The sequence below is a fragment of the Leclercia sp. Marseille-Q4284 genome (assembly GCF_916618945.1).
Lineage (GTDB): Bacteria > Pseudomonadota > Gammaproteobacteria > Enterobacterales > Enterobacteriaceae > Enterobacter > Enterobacter tamurae.
Map to the genome: position 1 here is coordinate 1331561 of NZ_CAKAKG010000002.1, position 23660 is coordinate 1355220.

General features: G+C 52.2%; 25 protein-coding genes, 1 tRNA gene and 4 rRNA genes. 21 read left to right on the forward strand and 9 right to left on the reverse strand.

Going from position 1 to position 23660, the window contains the following annotated elements; genetic code table 11:
* The first annotated feature begins 4 nt into the window (after positions 1-4).
* From secY to LG383_RS21145, 10 genes are all read left to right on the forward strand, one after another.
* Positions 5-1339, forward strand: coding sequence for a preprotein translocase subunit SecY (gene secY, locus LG383_RS21100; RefSeq protein WP_032614690.1), 1335 nt, complete (start codon positions 5-7; stop codon positions 1337-1339).
* Positions 1340-1367: 28 nt separating this feature from the next.
* Positions 1368-1484 (forward strand): 50S ribosomal protein L36, encoded by a 117-nt coding sequence (gene rpmJ, locus LG383_RS21105; protein ID WP_000868187.1) that lies wholly within the window; start codon positions 1368-1370, stop codon positions 1482-1484.
* A 146-nt stretch (positions 1485-1630) separates the two neighbouring features.
* A complete protein-coding gene (gene rpsM, locus LG383_RS21110; RefSeq protein WP_003031135.1) occupies positions 1631-1987 on the forward strand; it encodes a 30S ribosomal protein S13 in 357 nt (118 codons plus the stop codon).
* A gap of 16 nt (positions 1988-2003) precedes the next feature.
* Positions 2004-2393 (forward strand): 30S ribosomal protein S11, encoded by a 390-nt coding sequence (gene rpsK / locus LG383_RS21115; protein ID WP_003863312.1) that lies wholly within the window; start codon positions 2004-2006, stop codon positions 2391-2393.
* Between the two features lie 33 nt (positions 2394-2426).
* Complete coding sequence (gene rpsD / locus LG383_RS21120; protein WP_032614687.1) at positions 2427-3047, forward strand: 30S ribosomal protein S4; 621 nt, start codon at positions 2427-2429, stop codon at positions 3045-3047.
* Positions 3048-3072: 25 nt separating this feature from the next.
* The gene (rpoA, locus tag LG383_RS21125) at positions 3073-4062 is read left to right on the forward strand and encodes a DNA-directed RNA polymerase subunit alpha (protein ID WP_002919219.1); all 990 of its coding nucleotides are present in this window, start codon (positions 3073-3075) and stop codon (positions 4060-4062) included.
* A gap of 40 nt (positions 4063-4102) precedes the next feature.
* Entirely contained in the window at positions 4103-4486 is a 384-nt protein-coding gene (gene rplQ, locus LG383_RS21130; protein WP_001216368.1) for a 50S ribosomal protein L17, read from the forward strand.
* A gap of 106 nt (positions 4487-4592) precedes the next feature.
* A complete protein-coding gene (locus LG383_RS21135) occupies positions 4593-4961 on the forward strand; it encodes a DUF1992 domain-containing protein (protein ID WP_225760085.1) in 369 nt (122 codons plus the stop codon).
* A 2-nt stretch (positions 4962-4963) separates the two neighbouring features.
* Positions 4964-5389 carry a Zn(2+)-responsive transcriptional regulator gene (zntR, locus tag LG383_RS21140; RefSeq protein WP_106996073.1) on the forward strand — a complete coding sequence of 142 codons (426 nt, stop codon included), beginning with the start codon at positions 4964-4966 and terminating at the stop codon, positions 5387-5389.
* Positions 5390-5444: 55 nt separating this feature from the next.
* Positions 5445-5690, forward strand: coding sequence for an alternative ribosome-rescue factor A (locus LG383_RS21145; RefSeq protein ID WP_106996072.1), 246 nt, complete (start codon positions 5445-5447; stop codon positions 5688-5690).
* Here the strand turns inward: LG383_RS21145 and mscL are convergent.
* From mscL to def, 5 genes are all read right to left on the reverse strand, one after another.
* On the reverse strand, positions 5658-6074 hold the full coding sequence (mscL, locus tag LG383_RS21150; RefSeq protein WP_032614681.1) for a large-conductance mechanosensitive channel protein MscL: 417 nt from the start codon (positions 6072-6074) through the stop codon (positions 5658-5660). The genes LG383_RS21145 and mscL overlap by 33 nt on opposite strands.
* 148 nt (positions 6075-6222) lie before the next feature.
* Positions 6223-7599, reverse strand: a complete 1377-nt coding sequence (trkA, locus tag LG383_RS21155) for a Trk system potassium transporter TrkA (RefSeq protein ID WP_106996071.1) — start codon at positions 7597-7599, stop codon at positions 6223-6225.
* 22 nt (positions 7600-7621) lie between these two features.
* Positions 7622-8908, reverse strand: a complete 1287-nt coding sequence (rsmB, locus tag LG383_RS21160) for a 16S rRNA (cytosine(967)-C(5))-methyltransferase RsmB (RefSeq protein ID WP_225760086.1) — start codon at positions 8906-8908, stop codon at positions 7622-7624.
* Between the two features lie 52 nt (positions 8909-8960).
* Positions 8961-9908, reverse strand: coding sequence for a methionyl-tRNA formyltransferase (gene fmt, locus LG383_RS21165; RefSeq protein ID WP_225760087.1), 948 nt, complete (start codon positions 9906-9908; stop codon positions 8961-8963).
* Positions 9909-9933: 25 nt separating this feature from the next.
* Positions 9934-10443, reverse strand: a complete 510-nt coding sequence (gene def, locus LG383_RS21170; RefSeq protein ID WP_106996069.1) for a peptide deformylase — start codon at positions 10441-10443, stop codon at positions 9934-9936.
* A gap of 127 nt (positions 10444-10570) precedes the next feature.
* Here def and dprA point away from each other — a divergent pair, with 127 nt between their 5' ends.
* The 6 genes from dprA to LG383_RS21200 are packed head-to-tail and all read left to right on the forward strand — an operon-like array spanning position 10571 to position 14354.
* Positions 10571-11695, forward strand: coding sequence for a DNA-protecting protein DprA (gene dprA, locus LG383_RS21175; RefSeq protein WP_225760088.1), 1125 nt, complete (start codon positions 10571-10573; stop codon positions 11693-11695).
* Entirely contained in the window at positions 11667-12140 is a 474-nt protein-coding gene (gene smg, locus LG383_RS21180) for a DUF494 family protein Smg (RefSeq protein WP_225760089.1), read from the forward strand. Before dprA ends, smg begins: the two co-directional genes overlap by 29 nt.
* Positions 12141-12166: 26 nt before the next feature.
* Positions 12167-12721 carry a type I DNA topoisomerase gene (locus LG383_RS21185; protein ID WP_225760090.1) on the forward strand — a complete coding sequence of 185 codons (555 nt, stop codon included), beginning with the start codon at positions 12167-12169 and terminating at the stop codon, positions 12719-12721.
* Entirely contained in the window at positions 12714-13286 is a 573-nt protein-coding gene (gene tsaC, locus LG383_RS21190; RefSeq protein WP_225760091.1) for an L-threonylcarbamoyladenylate synthase type 1 TsaC, read from the forward strand. Before LG383_RS21185 ends, tsaC begins: the two co-directional genes overlap by 8 nt.
* Positions 13287-13290: 4 nt before the next feature.
* Positions 13291-14109 (forward strand): shikimate dehydrogenase, encoded by an 819-nt coding sequence (gene aroE, locus LG383_RS21195; protein WP_225760092.1) that lies wholly within the window; start codon positions 13291-13293, stop codon positions 14107-14109.
* A complete protein-coding gene (locus tag LG383_RS21200; RefSeq protein WP_106996064.1) occupies positions 14106-14354 on the forward strand; it encodes a DUF1488 domain-containing protein in 249 nt (82 codons plus the stop codon). Before aroE ends, LG383_RS21200 begins: the two co-directional genes overlap by 4 nt.
* On the opposite strand, the gene LG383_RS21205 is transcribed toward LG383_RS21200, so the two are convergent.
* Positions 14330-14884 carry a gamma carbonic anhydrase family protein gene (locus LG383_RS21205; protein ID WP_106996063.1) on the reverse strand — a complete coding sequence of 185 codons (555 nt, stop codon included), beginning with the start codon at positions 14882-14884 and terminating at the stop codon, positions 14330-14332. The genes LG383_RS21200 and LG383_RS21205 overlap by 25 nt on opposite strands.
* A gap of 472 nt (positions 14885-15356) precedes the next feature.
* Between LG383_RS21205 and LG383_RS21210 the strand changes: the two genes are divergently transcribed.
* The 5 genes from LG383_RS21210 (at position 15357) to rrf (LG383_RS21230) (ending at position 20482) form a co-directional block, all read left to right on the forward strand.
* A 16S ribosomal RNA gene (locus LG383_RS21210) occupies positions 15357-16896 on the forward strand.
* 225 nt (positions 16897-17121) lie between these two features.
* A 23S ribosomal RNA gene (locus LG383_RS21215) occupies positions 17122-20027 on the forward strand.
* Positions 20028-20122: 95 nt separating this feature from the next.
* Positions 20123-20238: ribosomal RNA gene (rrf, locus tag LG383_RS21220) — 5S ribosomal RNA — on the forward strand.
* Between the two features lie 14 nt (positions 20239-20252).
* Positions 20253-20328, forward strand: a tRNA-Thr gene (locus tag LG383_RS21225).
* 38 nt (positions 20329-20366) lie between these two features.
* A 5S ribosomal RNA gene (rrf, locus tag LG383_RS21230) occupies positions 20367-20482 on the forward strand.
* Together the 16S, 23S and 5S rRNA genes with 1 tRNA gene alongside form the textbook arrangement of a ribosomal RNA operon.
* Positions 20483-20586: 104 nt before the next feature.
* Here the strand turns inward: rrf (LG383_RS21230) and LG383_RS21235 are convergent.
* From LG383_RS21235 to LG383_RS21245, 3 genes are read right to left on the reverse strand one after another with little or no spacing between them, the layout of a single operon-like run.
* Positions 20587-21345: an amino acid ABC transporter ATP-binding protein gene (locus LG383_RS21235; protein ID WP_106994893.1), complete on the reverse strand. Its 759-nt coding sequence runs from the start codon at positions 21343-21345 to the stop codon at positions 20587-20589.
* A gap of 7 nt (positions 21346-21352) precedes the next feature.
* The gene (locus LG383_RS21240) at positions 21353-22456 is read right to left on the reverse strand and encodes an amino acid ABC transporter permease (protein WP_225760093.1); all 1104 of its coding nucleotides are present in this window, start codon (positions 22454-22456) and stop codon (positions 21353-21355) included.
* Positions 22457-22465: 9 nt separating this feature from the next.
* Positions 22466-23647: an amino acid ABC transporter permease gene (locus LG383_RS21245; protein WP_225760094.1), complete on the reverse strand. Its 1182-nt coding sequence runs from the start codon at positions 23645-23647 to the stop codon at positions 22466-22468.
* Positions 23648-23660: the final 13 nt, after the last annotated feature.

The window sequence follows — 23660 nt, forward strand, 5'->3', positions numbered from 1 at the left end:
GCAGATGGCTAAACAACCGGGATTAGATTTTCAAAGTGCCAAAGGTGGCTTAGGCGAGCTGAAACGCAGACTGTTGTTTGTAATCGGTGCGCTTATTGTGTTCCGTATTGGCTCTTTCATTCCGATCCCTGGTATTGATGCCGCTGTACTTGCCAAACTGCTTGAGCAACAGCGTGGCACCATCATTGAAATGTTCAACATGTTCTCTGGTGGTGCTCTCAGCCGTGCTTCAATCTTTGCTCTGGGTATCATGCCGTACATTTCGGCATCGATTATTATCCAGCTGCTGACGGTCGTTCATCCGACCCTGGCAGAGCTGAAGAAAGAAGGGGAGTCTGGTCGTCGTAAGATCAGCCAGTACACCCGTTACGGCACTCTGGTGCTGGCAATATTCCAGTCGATCGGTATTGCTACCGGTCTACCGAATATGCCTGGTATGCAGGGCCTGGTTATTAACCCAGGCTTTGCATTCTATTTCACCGCTGTTGTAAGTCTGGTCTCAGGAACCATGTTCCTGATGTGGCTCGGCGAACAAATTACTGAACGTGGTATCGGTAACGGTATTTCGATCATTATTTTCGCTGGTATTGTTGCGGGACTCCCGCCAGCCATTGCCCATACTATCGAGCAAGCGCGTCAAGGCGACCTGCACTTCCTCCTGTTGCTGTTGGTTGCAGTATTAGTATTTGCAGTGACGTTCTTTGTTATTTTCGTTGAACGTGGTCAACGCCGCATTGTGGTAAACTACGCTAAACGTCAGCAAGGTCGTCGTGTCTATGCTGCACAGAGCACACATTTACCGCTGAAAGTGAATATGGCAGGGGTAATCCCGGCAATCTTCGCTTCCAGTATTATTCTGTTCCCGGCGACCATCGCGTCATGGTTCGGGGGCGGGACTGGTTGGAACTGGCTGACAACAATTTCGCTGTATTTGCAGCCTGGGCAACCACTTTATGTGTTACTCTATGCGTCTGCGATCATCTTCTTCTGTTTCTTCTACACGGCGTTGGTCTTCAACCCGCGTGAAACAGCAGATAACCTGAAGAAGTCCGGTGCATTTGTACCAGGAATTCGTCCGGGAGAGCAAACGGCGAAGTATATCGATAAAGTAATGACTCGCCTGACTTTGGTTGGTGCGCTTTATATTACTTTTATTTGCCTGATCCCGGAGTTCATGCGTGATGCAATGAAAGTACCGTTCTACTTCGGTGGGACCTCACTGCTTATCGTTGTTGTCGTGATTATGGACTTTATGGCTCAAGTGCAAACTCTGATGATGTCGAGTCAGTACGAGTCTGCATTGAAGAAGGCGAACCTTAAAGGCTACGGCCGACAATAGGTCGCTCGAGAAGTTACGGAGAGTAAAAATGAAAGTTCGTGCTTCCGTCAAGAAATTATGCCGTAACTGCAAAATCGTTAAGCGTGATGGTGTCATCCGTGTGATTTGCAGTGCCGAGCCGAAGCATAAACAGCGCCAAGGCTGATTATTTCGCATATTTTTCTTGCAAAGTTGGGTTGAGCTGGCTAGATTAGCCAGCCAATCTTTTGTATGTCTGTACGTTTCCATTTGAGTATCCTGAAAACGGGCTTTTCAGCATGGTGCGTACATATTAAATAGTAGGAGTGCATAGTGGCCCGTATAGCAGGCATTAACATTCCTGATCAGAAACATGCTGTGATCGCATTAACTTCGATCTACGGCGTCGGCAAGACCCGTTCAAAAGCCATTCTGGCTGCAGCGGGTATCGCTGAAGATGTTAAGATCAGTGAGCTGTCTGAAGAACAAATCGACACGCTGCGTGACGAAGTTGCCAAATTTGTCGTTGAAGGTGATCTGCGCCGTGAAGTTAGCATGAGCATCAAGCGCCTTATGGACCTTGGTTGCTATCGCGGTTTGCGTCATCGTCGTGGTCTCCCGGTTCGCGGCCAGCGCACCAAGACCAACGCACGTACCCGTAAGGGTCCGCGCAAACCGATCAAGAAATAATCGGGGTGATTGAATAATGGCAAAGGCACCAGTTCGTGCACGTAAGCGTGTAAGAAAACAAGTCTCTGACGGCGTGGCTCATATCCATGCTTCTTTCAACAACACCATCGTTACTATTACTGATCGTCAGGGTAACGCACTGGGTTGGGCAACAGCCGGTGGTTCCGGTTTCCGTGGTTCACGCAAATCCACTCCGTTCGCAGCTCAGGTTGCAGCAGAGCGTTGCGCTGAAGCCGTAAAAGAATACGGCATCAAGAATCTGGAAGTTATGGTAAAAGGTCCGGGTCCGGGTCGCGAATCTACTGTTCGTGCTCTGAACGCCGCTGGTTTCCGCATCACTAATATTACTGATGTGACTCCGATCCCTCATAACGGTTGTCGTCCGCCGAAAAAACGTCGCGTATAACGCGTTCGTTTCTAGGATTGTTGGAGATAGAAAATGGCAAGATATTTGGGTCCTAAGCTCAAGCTTAGCCGTCGCGAGGGTACCGACTTATTCCTTAAGTCTGGCGTTCGCGCGATCGATACCAAGTGTAAAATTGAACAAGCTCCTGGCCAGCACGGTGCGCGTAAACCGCGTCTGTCTGACTATGGTGTGCAGTTGCGTGAAAAGCAGAAAGTTCGCCGTATGTACGGTGTGCTGGAGCGTCAGTTCCGTAACTACTATAAAGAAGCAGCACGTCTGAAAGGCAACACCGGTGAAAACCTGTTGGCTCTGCTGGAAGGTCGTCTGGACAACGTTGTATACCGTATGGGCTTTGGCGCCACTCGTGCTGAAGCACGTCAGATGGTTAGCCATAAAGCAATCATGGTAAACGGTCGTGTTGTTAACATCGCTTCTTATCAGGTTAAAGCGAATGACGTTGTTAGCATTCGTGAGAAAGCGAAAAAGCAATCTCGCGTGAAAGCCGCTCTGGAGCTGGCTGAGCAGCGTGAAAAGCCAACCTGGCTGGAAGTTGATGCTGGCAAGATGGAAGGCACGTTCAAGCGTCAGCCGGAACGTTCTGATCTGTCTGCGGACATTAACGAACACCTGATCGTCGAGCTTTACTCCAAGTAAAGCTTAGTACCAAAGAGAGGACACAATGCAGGGTTCTGTGACAGAGTTTCTAAAACCGCGCCTGGTAGATATCGAGCAAGTGAGTTCGACGCACGCCAAGGTGACCCTTGAGCCTTTAGAGCGTGGCTTTGGCCATACTCTGGGTAACGCACTGCGCCGTATTCTGCTCTCATCGATGCCGGGTTGCGCGGTGACCGAGGTTGAGATTGATGGTGTACTTCATGAGTACAGCACCAAAGAAGGCGTTCAGGAAGATATCCTTGAAATCCTGCTCAACCTGAAAGGGCTGGCGGTGAGAGTTCAGGGTAAAGATGAAGTTATTCTTACTCTGAATAAATCTGGCATTGGCCCTGTGACTGCAGCCGACATCACCCACGACGGTGATGTTGAAATCGTCAAGCCGCAGCACGTGATCTGCCACCTGACCGATGAGAACGCAGCTATTAGCATGCGTATCAAAGTTCAGCGCGGTCGTGGTTATGTGCCGGCTTCTGCCCGAATTCATTCGGAAGAAGATGAGCGCCCAATCGGCCGTCTGCTGGTCGACGCATGTTACAGCCCTGTAGAGCGTATTGCCTACAATGTTGAAGCAGCGCGTGTAGAACAGCGTACCGACCTGGACAAGCTGGTCATCGAAATGGAAACCAACGGCACAATCGATCCTGAAGAGGCGATTCGTCGTGCGGCAACCATCCTGGCAGAACAACTGGAAGCTTTCGTTGACTTACGTGATGTACGTCAGCCGGAAGTGAAAGAAGAGAAACCAGAATTCGATCCGATCCTGCTGCGCCCTGTTGACGATCTGGAATTGACTGTCCGCTCTGCTAACTGCCTCAAGGCAGAAGCTATCCACTATATCGGTGATCTGGTACAGCGTACCGAGGTTGAGTTGCTGAAAACGCCGAACCTGGGTAAAAAATCTCTTACTGAGATTAAAGACGTGCTGGCTTCACGTGGTCTGTCTCTGGGCATGCGCCTGGAAAACTGGCCACCAGCAAGCATTGCTGACGAGTAACCGGATCACAGGTTAAGGTTTTACTGAGAAGGATAAGGTCATGCGCCATCGTAAGAGTGGTCGTCAACTGAACCGCAACAGCAGCCATCGCCAGGCTATGTTCCGCAACATGGCAGGTTCACTGGTTCGTCATGAGATCATCAAGACGACCCTGCCTAAAGCGAAAGAGCTGCGTCGCGTAGTTGAGCCGCTGATTACTCTTGCCAAGACTGACAGCGTTGCTAATCGTCGTCTGGCATTCGCCCGTACTCGTGATAACGAGATCGTGGCAAAACTGTTTAACGAACTGGGCCCGCGTTTCGCGAGCCGTGCCGGTGGTTACACTCGTATTCTGAAGTGTGGCTTCCGTGCAGGCGACAACGCGCCGATGGCTTACATCGAGCTGGTTGATCGTTCAGAGAAAGCAGAAGCTGCTGCAGAGTAATCTGTAGCAACGTAAAAAAACCCGCCTCGGCGGGTTTTTTTATATCTGCTGGATCCCCACTTACCTACAATAGTCGTATTCATTTTATTCTCTGCGGAGTTTTGCTATGTGGTTACTTGACCTGTGGGCAGAACGACACATTCTTGACGCTCAACGCCAGGGTGAATTCGATAATCTGCCCGGGAGTGGGCACCCGCTGATGCTGGACGATGATTCTCATGTTCCTGCTGAACTGAGAGCGGGTTATCGGATGTTGAAAAATGCAGGTTGCCTGCCGCCAGAGCTTGAGCAGCGTAAAGAGGCAGTTGAACTCGCTCAATTACTCGATTCGGTCAGACAGGGGTCTGCAGAGCATACGGATTACAGCCGTCGTCTTGCACTTCTTGAGCTTAAGCTTCGTCAGGCGGGAGTGAACACAGATTTCCTGCGTGGCGACTATGCCGATCGGTTAGCGTCAAAAATGAATGAGGAATAACGATGTATCGTATTGGTGAGATTGCGAAGCTGGCTGACGTCACCCCTGACACCATCCGTTATTACGAAAAGCAGCAGATGATGGAGCATGAAATTCGCACGGAAGGTGGCTTTCGGTTGTATACCGATAAGGATCTTCAGCGTCTGAAGTTTATTCGCCATGCCCGGCAGCTGGGATTTACGCTGGAGTCGATCCGTGAACTGCTGTCGATCCGTATCGATCCCGAACACCATACCTGCCAGGAATCAAAAAGCATTGTGCAGGCGAGGCTGAGTGAGGTCGAAGCGCGTATTGAAGAGTTACAAACGATGCGCCTGTCACTGCAGCGATTGAATGATGCCTGTTGTGGCACCGCGCACAGCAGTGTCTACTGCTCTATACTGGAAACCCTCGAGCAAGGAGCAAACGGGGAAAATCGCGGCTGTTGATTTTATTGCCGTCAGCTTCTACACTCGCGTGGATATTTTATATACCGGAGAATTTATGAGCCATTATCAGCATAAGAAAGGCCAAATCAACGATAACGCTATCGAGGCATTATTACATGATCCTTTATTCAGGCAGCGGATCGAGAAAAACAAGAAAGGGAAAGGAAGTTATCTGCGTAAAACTAAACATGCAAAACGGGGTAACTGGGAGGCCAGTGGCAAGCAAGCGAATCGCTTTCTTACCACTGGCCTTCTTGCTTTCAGAGCCTTACAAAGTGCGGTTGTTCTGCGCTTTCAGTAAGTCACGAATTTCTGTCAGCAATACTTCTTCTTTCGATGGGGCTGCCGGTGCGGCAGGTTCTTCTTTTTTCTTACGGTTCAATCTGTTGATGAGCTTTATAGCCATGAAGATGGCAAAAGCAACAATCACAAAATCAAATACGTTCTGAATAAACACGCCGTAATGCATTACTACTGCAGGAATATCACCTTGTGCTTCACGCAGGGTTATGGCGAATTGTTTGAAATCAATCCCGCCAATTAACAATCCCAGCGGGGGCATGATGATATCAGCAACCAGTGATGAAACGATCTTACCAAACGCTGCACCAATAATTACACCCACAGCCAAATCCACTACATTCCCGCGCATCGCAAATTCGCGAAATTCTTTAATAAAACTCATTTTGTTCTCCTTGTGCCAGCTGACAAATACAAGTCTAACAAATCATTAGCGGATTGCCATTGAAGAGAGATATGCGTCACAGAAATATAACCCTTACATATTATTGGGTTAAATAAGTAAAGGTGCTGATAACAGCACCTTTGAGGTATTACAGGAAGAAAGGACTCGGCTGGAAGAGGCGTTCGACGTCGGTAATAAACTTTTTATCAGTGAGGAACATAATCACATGATCCCCCTGCTCAATACGTAAATTATCATTGGCGATCATCACGTCATTGCCCCGTACTACCGCGCCAATGATGGTACCCGGTGGGAGCTTAATCTCATCAATGGAACGTCCAACCACACGAGACGTACTCTCATCGCCGTGCGCCACGGCTTCGATAGCTTCTGCCACCCCACGACGTAGAGAAGATACGCCCACGATATCCGCTTTACGCACATGGCTCAGCAGGGCAGAAATGGTGGCCTGTTGTGGCGAAATCGCAATATCGATAACGCTTCCCTGCACCAGATCCACGTAGGCGCGGCGCTGGATAAGCACCATTACCTTTTTTGCCCCCATCCTTTTTGCCAGCATCGCTGACATGATGTTGGCTTCGTCATCGTTGGTAACCGCGATGAAAAGATCGACTTGATCGATATGCTCTTCGGCAAGCAGCTCCTGATCCGACGCATCGCCATAAAAAACGATCGTATTCTGCAGTTTTTCGGCCAGCTCAGAAGCACGCTGTTGATCGCGTTCGATCAACTTAACGCTGTAATCTTTTTCCAGCTGGCGAGCCAGACCGGCACCAATATTACCGCCCCCGACCAGCATGATCCGCTTATAGGGTTTTTCCAGTCGCTGAAGCTCACTCATCACCGCGCGAATATGTTGCGACGCGGCGATAAAGAACACTTCATCTCCGGCTTCGACAATGGTGGAACCTTGCGGACGGATAGGACGGTCATGTCGGAAAATCGCGGCAACACGGGTATCGATGTGCGGCATATGTTCGCGCATGGTGGAGAGCGCGTTACCAATCAGCGGGCCACCATAATAGGCTTTTACCACCGCAAGACTGACTTTGCCTTCCGCGAAATTCACTACCTGCAGTGCTCCAGGGTATTCGATCAGCCGGTAGATACTGTCAATTACCAGCTGTTCTGGCGCGATGAGATGGTCGATCGGAACCGCATCGGAATTGAACAGCTTATCGGCATCACGTACATAATCCGGGGAACGGATACGCGCGATGCGGTTTGGCGTGTTGAATAACGAATAGGCCACCTGACAGGCAACCATATTGGTTTCATCGGAACTGGTAACGGCAACCAGCATATCGGCATCATCCGCACCGGCTTCACGTAATACCCGGGGATGGGAGCCATGCCCCTGAACCACGCGCAGATCGAATTTATCCTGCAGGCTGCGCAGACGATCGCCATTGGTATCAACAATAGTGATGTCATTATTCTCACCGACCAGGTTTTCTGCCAGCGTACCGCCCACCTGTCCCGCGCCCAGAATGATTATCTTCATATCTTGTGACCCGTTATCAACATCACGCTTTGATTAGCTTAGCGTAAAAGAAGCCATCACCTTCTTCTGCCCCAGGCAGGTTTTGTTTGCCGGGCTGCTCTGGCGTACCGGTCAGATGTAGACGCGCATCTGGCGTACGCTTCAGGAACGCCGCGATCTGCTGACTGTTCTCTTCTGGCAGTACGGAACAGGTGGCATAAACCAGCGTCCCACCTGTTTTCAGATGTGGCCAGATAGCATCAAGGATCTCTGACTGCAGCTGTGCCAGCTCATTAATATCCCGGTCGCGGCGTAACCATTTAATATCCGGATGACGGCGAATCACCCCGGTAGCTGAACATGGGGCGTCCAGTAAAATACGATCGAACTGCTCATCCCCGCACCACTGCGCAGGCGTGCGCCCGTCGCCCTGCTTAACCTCAGCCTTCATGCCCAGACGCTTAAGATTATCGTAGACCCGGGACAGACGCTGTTCATCAACATCGACGGCCATCACGCTTGCCTGTGGCGCAACTTCCAGAATATGCGTTGTCTTACCGCCAGGTGCGGCACACAGATCGAGGATACGCTCACCGTTTTTCGGCTCAAGCCAGGTCATGCAACCCTGAGCGGAGGCATCCTGAACGGTAACCCAGCCTTGTTCAAATCCCGGAAGAGCAAGTACCGGCGCTGGTGCGGCAAGACGAACCGCATCACTATAATCCGGATGCGAGAAACCACTCATCCCGGCTTCTTCCAGTAGGGCCAGCCACCCATCGCGGGAGTGGTGGTTACGGTTGACACGTAACCACATTGGCGGCCGCTGGTTATTGGCCTCAACCACCGTTTCCCACTGCTGAGGATAGGCTTTTTGCAGACGTTTTAATAACCAGTCGGGATGCAGGAAACGTTTTTCGGAGCGGGTAAATTCAGCCAGTAACTCATCCTGTTGGCGCTGAAACTGACGTAATACGCCGTTAATCAGCCCCTTAAGCTGCGGACGCTTAACCGCAACCGCACCCTCTACCGTTTCAGCCAGTGCGGCATGAGGCGGAATACGGGTATGCAGTAACTGATAGAAGCCGACCATAATCAGATAATGAAGCACGCGCTGTTTGCCCGCCATCGGGCGCGCCATCAGTTTGCCGATTAGCCACTCCAGCTGAGGTAAGGTGCGCAGAACGCCAAAGCACAATTCCTGAAGCAGTGCTTTATCCTTATCGGAAACTTTTTGCTGTAACGGTGGCAGGACATTGCTCAGGGATTGGCCCTGTTCGACCACTTGTTCAATCGCCTGTGCTGCCAGGCTGCGTAAATTTTGTTTTTTCATAACCGCAAAAATAAAAATGCCCGGAAACACCGGGCCTTAAATGGAGATGATTTCAGGCGAGACTATTGCCAGGCGTAAACCATTCGCGGCGTGAGTTCAGAAGGTCCTGCGCGCTCATGGCTTTTTTACCTGCAGGTTGTAAGGATTCCAGATTGAGGATCCCTTCAACAGTTGCGACCTGAATACCCTGCTTACTGGCTTCAATAATCGTTCCGGGCGCGGCGTTTGCCTGTCCGTCAATCACGGAGGCCTGCCAAACTTTCACCGGCTGCCCGTCTATCTCCAGCCAGCTCATTGGCCAGGGATTAAATGCCCGGATGCAACGTTCAAGCTGGGCTGCGGAAAGTGACCAGTCGAGGCGGGCCTCTTCTTTGCTGAGCTTTTCGGCGTAGGTCACCAGGGCTTCGTCCTGTACTTCTGGCTGAGTATGGTTATCCGCCAGCTGTTGCAGCGTATCGATAAGCCCTTGTGGTCCAAGTTCCGCCAGTTTGTCATACAGCGTGGCGCTGGTGTCTTCGGCAGTAATGGGGCAGGAGAGCTTATAAAGCATGTCGCCAGTATCCAGACCCACGTCCATCTGCATGATCGTCACGCCAGTGTCGGCATCGCCGGCCCACAAAGAACGTTGAATCGGCGCCGCTCCGCGCCAGCGCGGAAGCAGTGAGCCGTGGACGTTAATGCAACCCAGGCGCGGCATATCAAGCACCGCTTTTGGCAGGATGAGGCCATATGCCACAACCACCATGACATCCGCATTTAAATCAGCGACCAGCTGCTGGTTTTCCTGCGGACGTAACGAAGCAGGCTGAAACACCGGTAAGCCATGTTCTTCCGCCAGCACTTTAACCGGGCTCGGCATCAATTTTTTACCACGGCCTGCCGGGCGATCGGGCTGAGTAAAAACGCCCACAACCTGATGGCCAGACGACAACAGCGCGTCCAGATGACGCGCTGCGAAGTCAGGTGTTCCTGCGAAGATGATACGTAGTGATGTAGACACGTTATTCCTTGTATCCGGGGTCACATTATGCGCGGGTGCGCATACGATCCAGTTTCTCTACTTTCTGACGAATACGTTGCTGTTTCAGTGGAGAGAGGTAATCGATAAACAGTTTACCGACCAGATGATCCATCTCATGCTGAATGCAGATTGCCAGCAGGTCGTCTGCTTCCAGTTCAAAAGGCTTACCGTCGCGATCGAGCGCGCGGATTTTGACTTTTTCTGCACGAGGAACCAGCGCTCTCTGCTCAGGAATAGAGAGACAGCCTTCTTCGATTCCGGTTTCGCCGCTTTTTTCCAGTAACTCCGGGTTAATTAACACCAGGCGTCCTTCACGGTTTTCGGAAACGTCGATCACGATAATGCGCTGGTGAATATCAACCTGCGTCGCCGCGAGACCAATGCCTTCTTCGGCGTACATCGTATCGAACATATCATCAATGATACGTTGAGTTTCTGCATTCACTTCTTTTACCGGCTCGGCGACTTTGCGAAGGCGCTCGTCCGGGATATGTAACACTTGCAAAACTGCCATATTTTTCCAGAGTCGTGTTCAGGAGTTGATAAGAATATACCCTCTATTCTAGACAAAACCCCCTCTGATTGACAGCATCAGTGACCAATCGCAAAGATTGCTATAGCGGCTTGTGGCAGGGGAAAGGATGACATCCACAGAGATATGGTTACGCCTGATCAGCACTGGAGAATTGTACGGCGATAAGATGGTGGCGATAGCGCAGCAGTTACAGCGCCAACCCCATATTGATGGTGCTGTGCTGACAGGAATGGGGCTGACCCAAAAGCAAAAGGCGCGGTTTCTAACATTTTCGCCGCGTGAAATTGATCGCAGCATGCAGTGGCTGGCAGAACCGGATCATCACCTGATATGTGCAGACAGTGCTCTCTATCCCGTCCAGCTACGCGCCATTACGGATTATCCGGGCGCCCTGTTCGTCAGGGGGGCTGTGAAGGTGCTGTCGAGCCTGCAGCTGGCCGTCGTTGGTAGCCGTTCCCACTCCTGGTATGGCGAGCGGTGGGGAACACTCCTGTGCGAGCAGCTGGCCCAGGCGGGCCTGACGATTACCAGCGGCCTGGCCTGCGGAATCGATGGGGTCGCGCATCGCGCCGCGCTTACCGTAAAGGGGAAGAGCGTGGCGGTTTTAGGCAATGGTTTGTCCGACGTCTATCCCCGACGCCATACCTCGCTGGCCACGCGTCTTGTTGAGAGCGGTGGCGCTGTGATTTCGGAGTTTCCTCTCGCTACGCCTCCCTGGCCCGGTAATTTTCCCCGGCGTAACCGTATCATTAGTGGCCTGAGCCAGGGGGTATTCGTCATCGAAGCGCGGTTAAAGAGCGGCTCACTCGTTACCGCGAAATGTGCACTCGAACAGGGGCGCGAAGTCTTTGCGCTACCAGGGGCGATTGGAAACCCAGGTTGCGAGGGACCTCACTGGTTGATAAAGCAGGGCGCCACGCCAGTGACGGCGGTAGACGATATTCTGGAAAGTTTGCGTTATGGCCTTAACTGGCTGCCACAGGATCCCGAAAATGGGCTTTATTCATCAGATCAGGACCAGGTAGCATTGCCATTTCCTGAGCTCCTGGCTAACGTAGGAGATGAGGTAACACCTGTTGACGTTGTCGCTGAACGTGCCGGCCAACCTGTGCCAGTAACGGTAGCACAGCTACTGGAACTGGAGTTAGCAGGATGGATCGCAGCTGTACCCGGCGGCTATGTCCGATTAAGGAGGGCAAGCCATGTTCGACGTACTCATGTATTTGTTTGAGACTTACATCCATAACGAAGCTGAAGCACGCGTGGATCAGGACAAACTTACACACGATCTCACCGATGCAGGTTTCGAACGGGAAGATATTTACAACGCGTTAATATGGCTCGAAAAACTGGCTGATTATCAGGAAGGCCTCGCCGAACCGATGCAGTTAGCTTCCGATCCGCTGTCTGTACGCATTTATACGGCTGAAGAATGTGAAAGGCTGGATGCCAGTTGCCGGGGATTTGTTTTATTCCTGGAGCAGATTCAGGTGCTGAACCTCGAAACGCGAGAAATGGTGATAGAGCGCGTCATGGCGCTGGATACGGCAGAATTTGAACTGGAAGATCTGAAATGGGTCATCCTGATGGTTCTGTTCAACATTCCAGGCTGCGAAAATGCCTATCAACAAATGGAAGAATTACTCTTTGAAGTGAATGAAGGTATGCTGCATTAATTCATCATGCAGCACCAAGAGTTGTTATGGCCAAATCAGCACTATTTACGGTGCATAAAAATGAGCCCTGCCCACAGTGTGGAGCAGAGCTTGTTATCCGGTCCGGTAAGCACGGGCCGTTTCTCGGTTGTTCACACTATCCAGACTGTGATTATGTCCGTCCCCTGAAGAATCAGGCGGACGGACATATTGTTAAAGTTTTGGAGGGGCAGCCGTGCCCACAATGTGGCGCGGATCTGGCGTTGCGTCAGGGTCGTTATGGCATGTTTATCGGCTGCAGCCGCTATCCTGAATGTGAGCACACTGAACAGATAGATAAACCCGATGAAACAGCGTTGGCCTGTCCACAATGCGATAGCGGTCATCTTGTTCAACGGCGTTCACGTTACGGTAAGACATTCCACTCCTGCGATCGTTATCCTGAATGTCAGTTCGTCACCAATTTCAAACCGGTGGCGGGGAGCTGTCCTGAATGCCGCTACCCGCTACTTATCGAGAAGAAAACGGCGCAAGGCATGAAGCGTTTTTGCGCCAGTAAACAATGTGGAAAGCCGGTTTCGGCGGATCAAAAAAGTGAATAATAACCTGCAGTCAGGCTCCATCGCGCATGCGGTGGACGTACTGAATAAAGAAAACGTCATCGCTTATCCAACAGAAGCTGTTTTTGGGGTTGGGTGCGATCCCGACAGCGAAATGGCCGTATCGCGCCTGTTAACACTTAAGCAGAGACCGGTTGAAAAAGGCCTGATTCTCATCGCGGCCAGTTTCGAACAGCTTAAACCTTATATTGATGATTCCATGTTGACGTCAGCGCAGCGTGAGGCCATCGATGCCGCATGGCCCGGACCCGTGACCTTTGTGTTCCCCGCGCTGCCAACTACGCCGCGATGGCTGACGGGACGGTTTGATTCACTCGCCGTTCGCGTGACCGACCATCCATTGGTTATCGAACTCTGTAATCGTTTTGGTAAACCGCTGGTCTCAACCAGTGCCAATCTGACGGGATTGCCCCCTTGCCGCACCTCAGAAGAGGTATTAGCGCAGTTTGGTGACGATTTCCCGGTAGTTATCGGTGAAACCGGTGGCCGCCTGAACCCGTCTGAAATTCGTGATGCGTTGACCGGCGAACGTTTTCGCCAGGGGTAATCAAATGGAAGCGTACGCCGTTTTTGGTAATCCAATTGCTCACAGCAAGTCGCCGTATATTCATCAGCAATTTGCGCAGCAGCTGCGCATCGAGCACCCTTATGGTCGCGTACTTGCGCCTGTCGACGCATTTGTAACAACGCTGGATAGTTTCTTTGCTGGTGGCGGAAAAGGAGCGAATGTCACTGTGCCTTTTAAAGAAGAGGCATTTGAACGCGCCGATGAGTTAACGGAACGCGCGGCTCTTGCAGGCGCTGTGAATACCCTTAAACGGCTTGAAGATGGTCGGATTCTCGGAGACAACACGGACGGCATTGGCTTGCTAAGCGATCTGGAACGACTGTCATTTATCAAACCGGGTGCGCGTATTCTGTTGATCGGTGCGGGTGGTGCGTCGCGGGGCGTGATTCTGCCGCTACTCTCTCTGGATTGCGCCGTGACCATTACGAATCGTACTTATTCCCGTGCAGTAGAGCTGGCCACCCTGTTTGCCCATACCGGGAGTATTCATGCAGTAGCTCTGGACGCGCTGAGCGGCCATGAATTTGATCTGATTATTAATGCGACCTCCAGTGGTATAGCCGGTGACGTTCCCGCTATACCCTCTTCATTAGTTAACGCCCAGGTTCACTGCTATGACATGTTCTACCAAAAAGGCAAAACGCCTTTTCTGAACTGGTGTGAACAGCAAGGCGCAAAACATGTTGCTGACGGGCTGGGAATGCTGGTGGGGCAGGCGGCACACGCCGTAATGCTCTGGCATGGTGTATTGCCGGCAGTAGAGCCGGTCATTGAAAAGCTTAAACAGGAGTTGTCGGCATGAACCAGGCGATCCAGTTTCCGGATCGGGAAACGTGGGACGACGAAAAGCAGGCCGTCTGTTTTCCCGCTCTGGTGAATGGTATGCAAATGATGTGTGCGATCGAAGGGACAACGCTGGTTCGTCGTTTTGGCGAAGGCTTTCCGCTCAATATCTTTCGCGAACATCGCTGGGATCTGGAAGAAGAAGCCAGCGATGCGATCCGCGAGGGTGACGAGGACGATCAGGGATGGTTCTGGCTCTCTTGATCCAGATAGTCATTCTTCCATTTAACGTAGTTATTGGCTGAGTACTTCAGACCTTCCTTTTCCGCTTCCGTCAGGGGGCGGATCTGTTTGACCGGGCTTCCTAAATAGAGAAAGCCACTTTCCAGCCGCTTATTTTGCGGAACCAGACTCCCGGCACCAATCATCACCTCATCTTCTATTACTACACCATCCAACAAAATCGATCCCATACCCACCAGAACGCGATTGCCAATCGTGCAGCCGTGCAGCATCACTTTATGGCCGACTGTCACCTCTTCACCGATGACCAGTGGGTTGCCTTCAGGGTTATAAGCCGATTTATGGGTGACATGCAGGACGCTGCCATCCTGAATATTGGTCCGTGCGCCAATAGAGACATAGTTAACATCGCCGCGTATAGCGACCAGGGGCCAGATACTGACGTCGTCGTCCATTCGGACATCGCCAATGACCACACTACTGCTGTCGATCATGACGCGATCGCCTTGTTTAGGGAAAAGATCTTTATAGGGACGGAGTACTGCGGACATATCAACCTCTACTAATGAGCACTATATAGAAGACTGTGAGCCTGTTATTCGGCTTGATCAAGGGAGAATTACGTCATTATTTGAGCGGATCGCGTGGGATTTCGGCGAAAAGAACGAAAAAAGAACAGTCAGCAGAAAAGATCGAAAAAATGCTTGTGCTAAAAACTGGGATCCCTATAATGCGCCTCCATCGACACGGCAGATGTGAATCACTTCACACAAACAGCCGGGCCGGTTGAAGAGAAAAGCGAAAATAAACGCTTGACTCTGAAAGAGGAAAGCGTAATATACGCCACCTCGCAACGGTGAGCGAAAGCCGCGTTGCACTGCTCTTTAACAATTTATCAGACAATCTGTGTGGGCACTCAAAGTGACATGGATTCTTAATGTCTTCGGACAATAAATGAATACCAAAGTCTCTGAGTGAACATACGTAATTCATTACGAAGTTTAATTCACGAGCATCAAACTTAAATTGAAGAGTTTGATCATGGCTCAGATTGAACGCTGGCGGCAGGCCTAACACATGCAAGTCGAGCGGTAGCACAGGGAGCTTGCTCCTGGGTGACGAGCGGCGGACGGGTGAGTAATGTCTGGGAAACTGCCTGATGGAGGGGGATAACTACTGGAAACGGTAGCTAATACCGCATAACGTCGCAAGACCAAAGAGGGGGACCTTCGGGCCTCTTGCCATCAGATGTGCCCAGATGGGATTAGCTAGTAGGTGGGGTAATGGCTCACCTAGGCGACGATCCCTAGCTGGTCTGAGAGGATGACCAGCCACACTGGAACTGAGACACGGTCCAGACTCCTACGGGAGGCAGCAGTGGGGAATATTGCACAATGGGCGCAAGCCTGATGCAGCCATGCCGCGTGTATGAAGAAGGCCTTCGGGTTGTAAAGTACTTTCAGCGAGGAGGAAGGCGGTGAGGTTGATAACCTCATCGATTGACGTTACTCGCAGAAGAAGCACCGGCTAACTCCGTGCCAGCAGCCGCGGTAATACGGAGGGTGCAAGCGTTAATCGGAATTACTGGGCGTAAAGCGCACGCAGGCGGTCTGTCAAGTCGGATGTGAAATCCCCGGGCTCAACCTGGGAACTGCATTCGAAACTGGCAGGCTAGAGTCTTGTAGAGGGGGGTAGAATTCCAGGTGTAGCGGTGAAATGCGTAGAGATCTGGAGGAATACCGGTGGCGAAGGCGGCCCCCTGGACAAAGACTGACGCTCAGGTGCGAAAGCGTGGGGAGCAAACAGGATTAGATACCCTGGTAGTCCACGCCGTAAACGATGTCGACTTGGAGGTTGTTCCCTTGAGGAGTGGCTTCCGGAGCTAACGCGTTAAGTCGACCGCCTGGGGAGTACGGCCGCAAGGTTAAAACTCAAATGAATTGACGGGGGCCCGCACAAGCGGTGGAGCATGTGGTTTAATTCGATGCAACGCGAAGAACCTTACCTACTCTTGACATCCAGAGAACTTAGCAGAGATGCTTTGGTGCCTTCGGGAACTCTGAGACAGGTGCTGCATGGCTGTCGTCAGCTCGTGTTGTGAAATGTTGGGTTAAGTCCCGCAACGAGCGCAACCCTTATCCTTTGTTGCCAGCGGTCCGGCCGGGAACTCAAAGGAGACTGCCAGTGATAAACTGGAGGAAGGTGGGGATGACGTCAAGTCATCATGGCCCTTACGAGTAGGGCTACACACGTGCTACAATGGCGCATACAAAGAGAAGCGACCTCGCGAGAGCAAGCGGACCTCATAAAGTGCGTCGTAGTCCGGATTGGAGTCTGCAACTCGACTCCATGAAGTCGGAATCGCTAGTAATCGTAGATCAGAATGCTACGGTGAATACGTTCCCGGGCCTTGTACACACCGCCCGTCACACCATGGGAGTGGGTTGCAAAAGAAGTAGGTAGCTTAACCTTCGGGAGGGCGCTTACCACTTTGTGATTCATGACTGGGGTGAAGTCGTAACAAGGTAACCGTAGGGGAACCTGCGGTTGGATCACCTCCTTACCTTAAAGAACCTGCCTTTGCAGTGCTCACACAGATTGTCTGATGAATGATGAACTTCTAAATGTACTTTCGAGTGCATTGAGAAGTTTTGCTCTTTAAAAATCTGGATCAAGCTGAAAATTGAAACGACACACTGTGTCTGCTCTCCGTAATAAGAGCAGATGAGCGGTGTGTTCGAGTCTCTCAAATTTTCGCAATCAGAAGTGAAACAGCTTCGGGTTGTGAGGTTAAGCGACTAAGCGTACACGGTGGATGCCTAGGCAGTCAGAGGCGATGAAGGACGTGCTAATCTGCGATAAGCGTCGGTAAGGTGATATGAACCGTTATAACCGACGATTTCCGAATGGGGAAACCCAGTGCAATCCGTTGCACTATCGTTAAGTGAATACATAGCTTAACGAAGCGAACCAGGGGAACTGAAACATCTAAGTACCCTGAGGAAAAGAAATCAACCGAGATTCCCCCAGTAGCGGCGAGCGAACGGGGAGCAGCCCAGAGTCTGAATCAGCATGTGTGTCAGTGGAAGCGTCTGGAAAGTCGCAGGGTACAGGGTGATACTCCCGTACACGAAGATACACCTGCTGTGAACTCGAAGAGTAGGGCGGGACACGTGGTATCCTGTCTGAATATGGGGGGACCATCCTCCAAGGCTAAATACTCCTGACTGACCGATAGTGAACCAGTACCGTGAGGGAAAGGCGAAAAGAACCCCGGCGAGGGGAGTGACAAAGATCTTGAAACCGTTTACATACTAGCAGTTGGAGGACCTTCGTGGTGTGACTGCGTACCTTTTGTATAATGGGTCAGCGACTTATATTCTGTAGCAAGGTTAACCGTATAGGGGAGCCGAAGGGAAACCGAGTCTTAACTGGGCGTTAAGTTGCAGGGTATAGACCCGAAACCCGGTGATCTAGCCATGGGCAGGTTGAAGGTTGGGTAACACTAACTGGAGGACCGAACCGACTAATGTTGAAAAATTAGCGGATGACTTGTGGCTGGGGGTGAAAGGCCAATCAAACCGGGAGATAGCTGGTTCTCCCCGAAAGCTATTTAGGTAGCGCCTCGTGAACTCATCTCCGGGGGTAGAGCACTGTTTCGGCTAGGGGGCCATCCCGGCTTACCAACCCGATGCAAACTGCGAATACCGGAGAATGTTATCACGGGAGACACACGGCGGGTGCTAACGTCCGTCGTGAAGAGGGAAACAACCCAGACCGCCAGCTAAGGTCCCAAAGTCATGGTTAAGTGGGAAACGATGTGGGAAGGCACAGACAGCCAGGATGTTGGCTTAGAAGCAGCCATCATTTAAAGAAAGCGTAATAGCTCACTGGTCGAGTCGGCCTGCGCGGAAGATGTAACGGGGCTAAACCATGCACCGAAGCTGCGGCAGCGACACTATGTGTTGTTGGGTAGGGGAGCGTTCTGTAAGCCGTTGAAGGTGGACTGTGAGGTCTGCTGGAGGTATCAGAAGTGCGAATGCTGACATAAGTAACGATAAAGCGGGTGAAAAACCCGCTCGCCGGAAGACCAAGGGTTCCTGTCCAACGTTAATCGGGGCAGGGTGAGTCGACCCCTAAGGCGAGGCCGAAAGGCGTAGTCGATGGGAAACAGGTTAATATTCCTGTACTCGGTGTTACTGCGAAGGGGGGACGGAGAAGGCTATGTTGGCCGGGCGACGGTTGTCCCGGTTTAAGCATGTAGGCGGAGGTTCCAGGTAAATCCGGAACCTTACTAACGCTGAGGTGTGATGACGAGGCACTACGGTGCTGAAGCAACAAATGCCCTGCTTCCAGGAAAAGCCTCTAAGCATCAGGTAACATCAAATCGTACCCCAAACCGACACAGGTGGTCAGGTAGAGAATACCAAGGCGCTTGAGAGAACTCGGGTGAAGGAACTAGGCAAAATGGTGCCGTAACTTCGGGAGAAGGCACGCTGATGGTAAGTGAAGCGACTTGCTCGTGGAGCTGAAATCAGTCGAAGATACCAGCTGGCTGCAACTGTTTATTAAAAACACAGCACTGTGCAAACACGAAAGTGGACGTATACGGTGTGACGCCTGCCCGGTGCCGGAAGGTTAATTGATGGGGTTAGCGGCAACGCGAAGCTCTTGATCGAAGCCCCGGTAAACGGCGGCCGTAACTATAACGGTCCTAAGGTAGCGAAATTCCTTGTCGGGTAAGTTCCGACCTGCACGAATGGCGTAATGATGGCCAGGCTGTCTCCACCCGAGACTCAGTGAAATTGAAATCGCTGTGAAGATGCAGTGTACCCGCGGCAAGACGGAAAGACCCCGTGAACCTTTACTATAGCTTGACACTGAACACTGGTCCTTGATGTGTAGGATAGGTGGGAGGCTTTGAAGCGTGGACGCCAGTCTGCGTGGAGCCAACCTTGAAATACCACCCTTTAATGGCTGGTGTTCTAACGTGGACCCGTAATCCGGGTTGCGGACAGTGTCTGGTGGGTAGTTTGACTGGGGCGGTCTCCTCCTAAAGAGTAACGGAGGAGCACGAAGGTTAGCTAATCCTGGTCGGACATCAGGAGGTTAGTGCAATGGCATAAGCTAGCTTGACTGCGAGAGTGACGGCTCGAGCAGGTGCGAAAGCAGGTCATAGTGATCCGGTGGTTCTGTATGGAAGGGCCATCGCTCAACGGATAAAAGGTACTCCGGGGATAACAGGCTGATACCGCCCAAGAGTTCATATCGACGGCGGTGTTTGGCACCTCGATGTCGGCTCATCACATCCTGGGGCTGAAGTAGGTCCCAAGGGTACGGCTGTTCGCCGTTTAAAGTGGTACGCGAGCTGGGTTTAGAACGTCGTGAGACAGTTCGGTCCCTATCTGCCGTGGGCGCTGGAGAATTGAGGGGGGCTGCTCCTAGTACGAGAGGACCGGAGTGGACGCATCACTGGTGTTCGGGTTGTCATGCCAATGGCACTGCCCGGTAGCTAAATGCGGAAAAGATAAGTGCTGAAAGCATCTAAGCACGAAACTTGCCCCGAGATGAGTTCTCCCTGACCCTTTAAGGGTCCTGAAGGAACGTTGAAGACGACGACGTTGATAGGTCGGGTGTGTAAGCGCAGCGATGCGTTGAGCTAACCGATACTAATGAACCGTGAGGCTTAACCTTACAACGCCGAAGCTGTTTCGGCGGATTTGAAGACGATTTTCAGCTGATTACAGATTACTCATCACGCCTGAGGGCGGGGTGAACAACAGAATTTGCCTGGCGGCTGTAGCGCGGTGGTCCCACCTGACCCCATGCCGAACTCAGAAGTGAAACGCCGTAGCGCCGATGGTAGTGTGGGGTCTCCCCATGCGAGAGTAGGGAACTGCCAGGCATCAAATTAAGTGTGCTGATATGGCTCAGTTGGTAGAGCGCACCCTTGGTAAGGGTGAGGTCCCCAGTTCGACTCTGGGTATCAGCACCAGTTTTTAGGTTAAAGTTCGGCGCGTAGAAAAGAATTTGTCTGGCGGCTGTAGCGCGGTGGTCCCACCTGACCCCATGCCGAACTCAGAAGTGAAACGCCGTAGCGCCGATGGTAGTGTGGGGTCTCCCCATGCGAGAGTAGGGAACTGCCAGACATCAAATAAGTGAAAAGGCCATCCGCAAGGATGGCCTTTTTGCGTTTGCGCGGGCATAAAAATGCCAGACCCGGCGCGCAAAGCGCCACCGGGCAGGGTAATTATTAGTGAATAACCTGTGATAAGAACGCGCGCGTACGCTCTGATTTTGGGTGGGAGAAGAACTCTTCCGGCGCTGCTTGCTCGACGATTTCCCCGCGATCCATAAAGATCACCCGATCCGCGACGGTTCTGGCGAAACCCATCTCATGCGTCACACACAGCATCGTCATGCCCGATTCAGCCAGCCCTATCATGGTATCCAGAACCTCTTTTACCATCTCCGGATCCAGCGCTGAGGTCGGCTCATCGAACAGCATGATTTTAGGTTTCATGCATAAAGAGCGGGCGATTGCCACGCGCTGTTGCTGTCCACCCGAGATCTGCCCCGGAAACTTATGCGCATGTTCTGCAATGCGCACGCGTTCCAGATAGTGCATGGCCAGCGCCTCGGCTTCCTTTTTCGGCATTTTGCGCACCCAGATTGGGGCCAGAGTGCAGTTTTGCAGAACGGTCAGATGGGGAAACAGATTGAAATGCTGGAAAACCATGCCGACTTCCTGGCGGACACGCTCCACGTTACGGATGTCATCGTTTAGCTCAATACCATCAACAACAATCCGTCCCTGCTGATGCTCTTCCAGATGGTTAATACAGCGGATAGTCGTGGATTTACCCGAGCCTGACGGCCCACAAAGAACAATACGCTCGCCCTGTTTCACCTTCAGGTTAATGTCTTTCAAAACATGAAATTGTCCGTACCACTTATTCACATTATCCAGCGTAATCATCGCGTCAGCGGGGGTCATAGTTATCTGGCTCATAGGTTCCTCAGTGCGGTGTACGCCCGGTGTTAAAGCGCTTTTCCAGATGCTGGCTGTAGCGCGACATGCTAAAACAGAAAATCCAGTAGATAAGCGCAGCAAAAACATAGCCTTCTGTCGACATGCCTAGCCACGCCGGGTCGACGGTAGCCTGCTGCACGCTACTGAAAAGATCGAATAATCCAATGATGATCACCAGACTGGTATCTTTGAACAGCGCGATAATGGTGTTCACCAGTCCGGGGATCACCAGCTTCAGCGCCTGTGGCAGGATCACTAGTCCCTGCGTTTTCCAGTACCCCAGCGCCAGCGATTCGGCGGCTTCGTACTGGCCTTTGGGTAGCGCCTGCAGCCCGCCGCGTACGACCTCAGCCACATAGGCAGACTGGAACAGAATGACGCCAACCAGGGCGCGGATCAGTTTGTCGATGGTGGTGCCCTCCGCCATAAACAGCGGCAGCATTACCGACGACATAAACAGCACGGTGATCAGCGGAACGCCGCGCCAGAACTCGATAAAAATCACCGAGAGGATGCGTACGACCGGCATGGTTGAGCGACGGCCCAGGGCCAGTAAAATGCCTAAAGGCAATGCGCCGGCGATCCCGACCGAGGCGATGATCAGCGTCAGCGTCAAGCCACCCCACTGCCGGGTTTCCACCCGCTCCAGTCCCAGCATCCCGCCATACAGCAGGAACCAGACGATAAGCGGATAGACCACCGCCCAGCAGGCGATGTACCGTCCCCGCTGCGGCATCCCTTTCCAGAACATCGGGATGATGGAGAGTAGCCCGACGAGCAGCGCAAGATTGATGCGCCAGCGCTGGTCGTGAGGGTAGAGCCCATACATGAACTGGCCGAAACGCTGATGAATAAAGACCCAGCAGGCTCCCTCTTTCGTACAGTCGGCGCGGGTGGTGCCGATCCAGTTGGCCTGCAAAATCGCCCAATTGAGCAGCGGTGGGATCAGCTCCCACATCAGCCAGAAGCAGAGCAGCGTGAGTAAGCTATTACTCCAGCTGGAGAACAGATTTTTACGTGCCCAGAGAATAATGCGTCCGTTGCCGGTAGTGGCCGGACGCACAGGGTGAGACAAGACGGCTTTTGTCATCATGGTTCCTTAGCGTTCAACCAGCGCGATGCGACGGTTATAGATATTCATTAACAGGGAAATGGTCAGGCTGATAATCAGGTAGACCGACATGGTGATGGCGATAGTTTCGATGGCCTGGCCCGTCTGATTGAGCACGGTGCCGGCAAACAGGGAAACCATATCGGGATAGCCAATCGCAGCCGCAAGGGACGAGTTTTTCACAATGTTGAGATACTGGCTGGTCAGCGGTGGAATGATGACCCGCATGGCCTGAGGGATGATGACCTGACGCAGCGTGACCGGGTTTGGCAGGCCGAGGGAACGGGCGGCTTCATGCTGACCGTGCGGAACGGCCTGGATCCCGGCGCGAATAATCTCTGCGATAAAGGCCGAGGTATAGATCGAGAGTGCCAGGGTCAGGGCTGCCAGTTCCGGGATCAGAACCATGCCGCCGCGAAAGTTAAACCCCTGCAACGTCGGAATATCCCAGTGCATCGCCGGGCCCGCAATGAGGTGTGCCAGCCCCGACAGGATCACCAGCAAGGCCAGCGTGACGGGCCAGGTGCGTCGCAGCTGGCCGGTTTTCATCTGATGCTTGCGGTTATAGCGAAACAGCCCAACGGTAATCACTGCGACACAGGCCAGAGCCGCCAGCAGCGCCAGCATCCCTTCGGCAATCTGCGGCGCCGGGATATACAAACCACGATTGCTTAAAAAGGCCAGATCGAACGCATCCACCGCCTGACGTGGCCCGGGCAGGTTGCGCAGGACGGCGAAATACCAGAAGAAGATCTGCAGCAGCGGCGGAATATTACGGAAGGTCTCGATATACAACGTGGAGAGCTTACGCAGCAGCCAGTTATCAGACAGGCGTGCGAGACCGAGGAAAAAGCCCAGCAGAGAAGCAAAGACAATGCATAATCCGGAGACCAGCAGCGTATTCATCAGGCCGACCAGGAAGACGCGACCGTAGGTATCTCCTTCATCGTAATCAATTAAATGCTGAACAATGCCAAATCCCGCACTGCGGTCAAGGAAGGCAAAGCCCGAAGTAATGCCGCGTGTGCTCAGGTTGGTAACGGTGTTATGGAATAAGTAGATCGCGACGGCCAGGACAGCGAGAACAGCGAGGATCTGAAACAGCCAGGCGCGAACCGCAGGATTAGAAAAGGAGAGGGCTCCTTTCAGGGCTAAGCGGCGATGGGACATAAAAAACCTCGGG